General features: G+C 67.9%; 4 protein-coding genes. 2 read left to right on the top strand and 2 right to left on the bottom strand.

The genetic code is table 11. The features are described from left to right. On the bottom strand, positions 1-991 hold a 991-nt coding region (locus WC493_RS22095), incomplete at its 3' end, for a hypothetical protein (RefSeq protein WP_373068596.1). Further along, complete coding sequence (locus WC493_RS22090; protein WP_102114784.1) at positions 991-1,941, bottom strand: ArdC family protein; 951 nt, start codon at positions 1,939-1,941, stop codon at positions 991-993. The genes WC493_RS22095 and WC493_RS22090, both read right to left, overlap by 1 nt. Before the next feature lie 221 nt (positions 1,942-2,162). Between WC493_RS22090 and WC493_RS22085 the strand changes: the two genes are divergently transcribed. Both WC493_RS22085 and WC493_RS22080 read left to right on the top strand, forming a co-directional pair. Next, positions 2,163-2,756 (top strand): DUF6088 family protein, encoded by a 594-nt coding sequence (locus WC493_RS22085; RefSeq protein ID WP_102114785.1) that lies wholly within the window; start codon positions 2,163-2,165, stop codon positions 2,754-2,756. Beyond that, positions 2,749-3,702 (top strand): nucleotidyl transferase AbiEii/AbiGii toxin family protein (locus WC493_RS22080; RefSeq protein WP_373068593.1); only part of this gene is annotated, 954 nt, incomplete at its 3' end. The genes WC493_RS22085 and WC493_RS22080, both read left to right, overlap by 8 nt.

Raw genomic sequence — 3,702 nt, 5'->3', positions numbered from 1 at the left:
GGAGCCGGAAACCCGCCTCTCCGCTTTTCCGGTTTTCAGGATCATCACACTCCGCAGAGGCCCTCGCACTCGTTGGGCCAGAGATCGAGCTGGCCGCGATCGGCATTGGTCGACAGGTCGACCTGGTCGAGCGGCACCGCGGAACGGTGGAGATAGACATCACCACGAATCCCCCGGAACCCGGTGCGAATGGAAGCGTCGACCGATACCGCGTCGGCCCAAGCCTCGGGATCGCGGTCGCGCATCCGCCGCCAGTGATCGTCGGAATGGAACGGGCAACCGATGCAGGCGCTCTTGGGTGGCAGGGGTAGTCGTGCCGATCCAGCCAGCGCAGGCAATCCTGGCGGGTCATGCCTTGCTCGATGAGCGGCCAGCGGTTGATCTGCCACGGCTCGAACGAAGGCTTCATGCGTAGTACCTCGTCGAGCGAGATCCCTATCCACTGTTCGGCGATGGGAGCCGTTGGCGAGCGCCGGCCGGCGATGCCGAGCAGCTCGCGGACCTTTCGGCGGATTGGCGCGATCTTGTAGTCGCCGGTGCATTGGCGGCGGATCATGCCGACCCCGACCCGTTCGGTCGGCACGATGCGGGAGCCGACGGCGACGAGATCACCGTTCTCGTCCTCGTCATAGACGGGCAGCTCCGCGCCTGCCGGCGTCACTGTGCGGGTGAAGGCCGGGATGGAGGCCCACCGCGCGCCGCGCGCGCCGGCGAGAAGGTCGGCGCGCAGGTCCCCGGCCGAGACGATATGGACGGGGAAGGGCAGGACGTTGGGCGATCGCAGCCAGGCGAGATGCTCATAGACGGCCCTCGGCTCCCAGCCGGTATCGGCGAAGATCGCGCAATCCGGCATGGGGCCGATCTCGCCATGCGCGGCCATCAGGGCGAGCGTGGTGGACTGGACGCCGGCGCCCAGGCTGAGAACACGCAGGCGGATGGACGCCTGCTGTTCGGGGGATGGCGCCAGTGCGGGGAAGACGGGGGCGTTCATCACGCCGCCTCCCGTTCGTCGTCGGTCATGCCGACATCCGCGCCCGGCAGGAAGCCAAGCAGCCAGTCGGCCGCCTTGCTGGCCTGGGATGCGGCGCGCACGATGGCGCGATTGTCCTCGCGCAGCACCTCGAGCCAGGAGCCGATGTAGTCGGCATGGCGGACGGTGGGCGTGATGCCGAGCGAGGCGCAGCAGAAAGCGGCGTTGATCTCGGCGACCAGCTCCTCGAAGGCGTATTTCTTCGAGCCGAAGCCGCCGGTGAGGTCACGGCCGAGCCGGGAGGTATGGCCGGTCGCGTGCCCCAGCTCGTGCAGGGCCGTGCGGTGCCAGTTGATCGGCTCGAAATACGCATGGGGCGGCGGCACCTGCACAAAGTCGTGCGCCGGGACATAGAAGGCGCGGTCGCCGCCGATACGGAAGTCGATGCCGGTCGCCCGGATCAGAGTCTCGACCCGCGGCTCGATGAGGCCGGGCGGAGGTGGTGGGGCCACAATGGCGACATCCTCCGGCAGCCCCTCGCATTGCGCCGCGTTGAACACCGTGAAGCGCTTGAGGAACGGGATCGCGGCGGCTTCTTCGCCGGTCTCGCGGGCGCGGCGCTTCTCGTCCTCCGGCGTGAAACGGTCGGCATAGACGACGGTGGTGCCGTGTTCGCCGCGGCGGACATTGCCGCCAAGCGACAGGGCCTGGCGGAAGGTGAGCCAGCTCTGGCCGGGAAAGCCGTGCTGGATCACCGCGCCCCAGAGGATCAGCACATTGATCCCCGAATAGTGCCGCCTGGTCGCGGCGTTTCTCGGCATGGCGAGGGGCGCCTTGACCGAGGCCGATCCCCAGGGCTGGACCCAGGGGAAGCGGCCTGCCTCCAGCTCGGCGATGATCTTGCTGGTGATGTCGTCGTAAAGGTTCGCCCGGCCGGAGCCGGCACGCCCGTTGCGGTCGTTCCTGAACATCGCGGTTCTCCGCGACGGGCGCCGGAGACCTCTTCTCCAGCCCTCAACCCGTCACGGAAATCCCGTCCGCACTCTCACTCTCCAGGGGGCGTTGCGGGGTTCTCCCCGCAGAAGGGGTCGGTCGAGACCCCGGCTCGGCCGCAGGGGAAGGCTTTCCCCCTATCCGGGCTTCCCTTGAAAACTGTCAGAAATTCGCGTATATTTCCGACAGGAGAAAGACGATGACACGGCTGACCGAACAGATTCTGGCACATGCGACGGGACTGCCCGAAGGCGCCCCCGTGTCCGCCAAGAGCCTGCTCCACCTCGGAAACCGGGCGGCTGTGGATCAGGCATTGTCGCGTCTGTCCGAGCGCGGGCAGCTCATCCGCGCCGGTCGTGGCGTCTATCTGCGTCCCATCGCCAGCCGGTTCGGCACGCGCGCACCTTCGGTCGAGCAGGCTGTCGAGGCCCTTGCGACCCAAAAGGGGGAGATCATCGTCTCGAACGGCGCCGCCGCGGCGAACGCCCTTGGCTTGACGACGCAGGTGCCCGTCCGCTCGGTCTATCTGACCTCCGGGCGCAGCCGGAAAATGCACCTCGGCAAGCAGGTCGTGGAATTGCGGCACGCGCCGCGCTGGCAACTGGCCTTGGCCAACCGCCCGGCGGGGGAGGCCGTGCGGGCGCTGGCCTGGCTCGGCCCCGAAAGGGCGGAGGCCGCGCTCACGACATTGAAGCGGAAGATGCCGCCCGGCGTGTTCGGCGAACTGGTCGCCGCCGCGCCGCAGCTTCCGACGTGGCTCGCGCAGAGCGTGGGAAGGGTGGCGTATGGCTGACATCTTCCTCCAGCTTTCGGCCGAGGATCGGCGCGATGCGTTGGGCGTCGCCGCCGACCGCTCGGGCCGTCCTACCCATCTTCTCGAAAAGGATGTGTGGGTGGTGTGGGCGCTGGCGACCCTCTACGCCGCGCCGCTCGGTGAACATCTGGTGTTCAAGGGCGGCACGTCGCTGTCGAAAGCCTATCAGGTCATCCGCCGGTTTTCGGAGGATGTGGATCTGACCTACGACATTCGGGCGATTGCGCCCGATCTGGTCGGGGACAATGGCGAGGGCCTGCCGAAAACCCGGAGCGAGGAAAAGCGCTGGTCCAGCGAGGTCCGCCGGCGGTTGCCGGTCTGGGTCGCGGAGGCCGTGCAGCCCGTGATCGCGACCGCGCTGGCCGCCGAAGGTCTGGCGGCGGTTATTCGTGTCGAGGATGACAAGCTCTTTATCGACTATGAGGCGACCGCGGCAGGGTCCGGCTATGTCGCGCCCAGCGTCATGCTGGAGTTCGGCGCCCGCTCGACGGGCGAACCGGCGAGCCTGCGCGACGTCGTCTGCGATGCGGCCGGTCTGATCGACGGGCTGGTATTCCCGACGGCGCGGCCGCGCGTCATGCACGCGGAGCGGACCTTTTGGGAGAAGGCGACCGCCATCCATGTCTTCTGCCTCCAGGAACGGCTGCGCGGCGACCGCTTCGCACGACACTGGCACGATGTTGTCCGGTTGGATGAAGCCGGCTTCGCGGAAGCTGCTTTCGCTGATCGCGAACTGGCCAACGCTGTCGCCCGCCACAAGTCGATGTTCTTCGCGGAGAAGGCCGCCGACCGCACGCCGATCCACTACGCAGCGGCCGTCAACGGCGGCTTGCAGCTCGTGCCGGCCGGCGATGGCGCGAAGGCGCTGAAGGACGACTATGCCCGCATGGTCGAGGATGGGCTGCTCTTCGATGACGCGGAGCCG

This window comes from Zavarzinia sp., from assembly GCF_041650655.1.
Lineage (GTDB): Bacteria > Pseudomonadota > Alphaproteobacteria > Zavarziniales > Zavarziniaceae > Zavarzinia.
Note: the sequence above shows the minus strand (reverse complement) of the source record. Positions and strands in the feature narration are given on the sequence as shown.

Bases quoted from the DNA above. Each gene is read 5' to 3' on its own strand.
- WC493_RS22085 (WP_102114785.1), top strand. From the start codon at position 2,163: ATGACACGGCTGACCGAACAGATTCTGGCACATGCGACGGGACTGCCC.
- WC493_RS22090 (WP_102114784.1), bottom strand. From the start codon at position 1,941: ATGTTCAGGAACGACCGCAACGGGCGTGCCGGCTCCGGCCGGGCGAAC.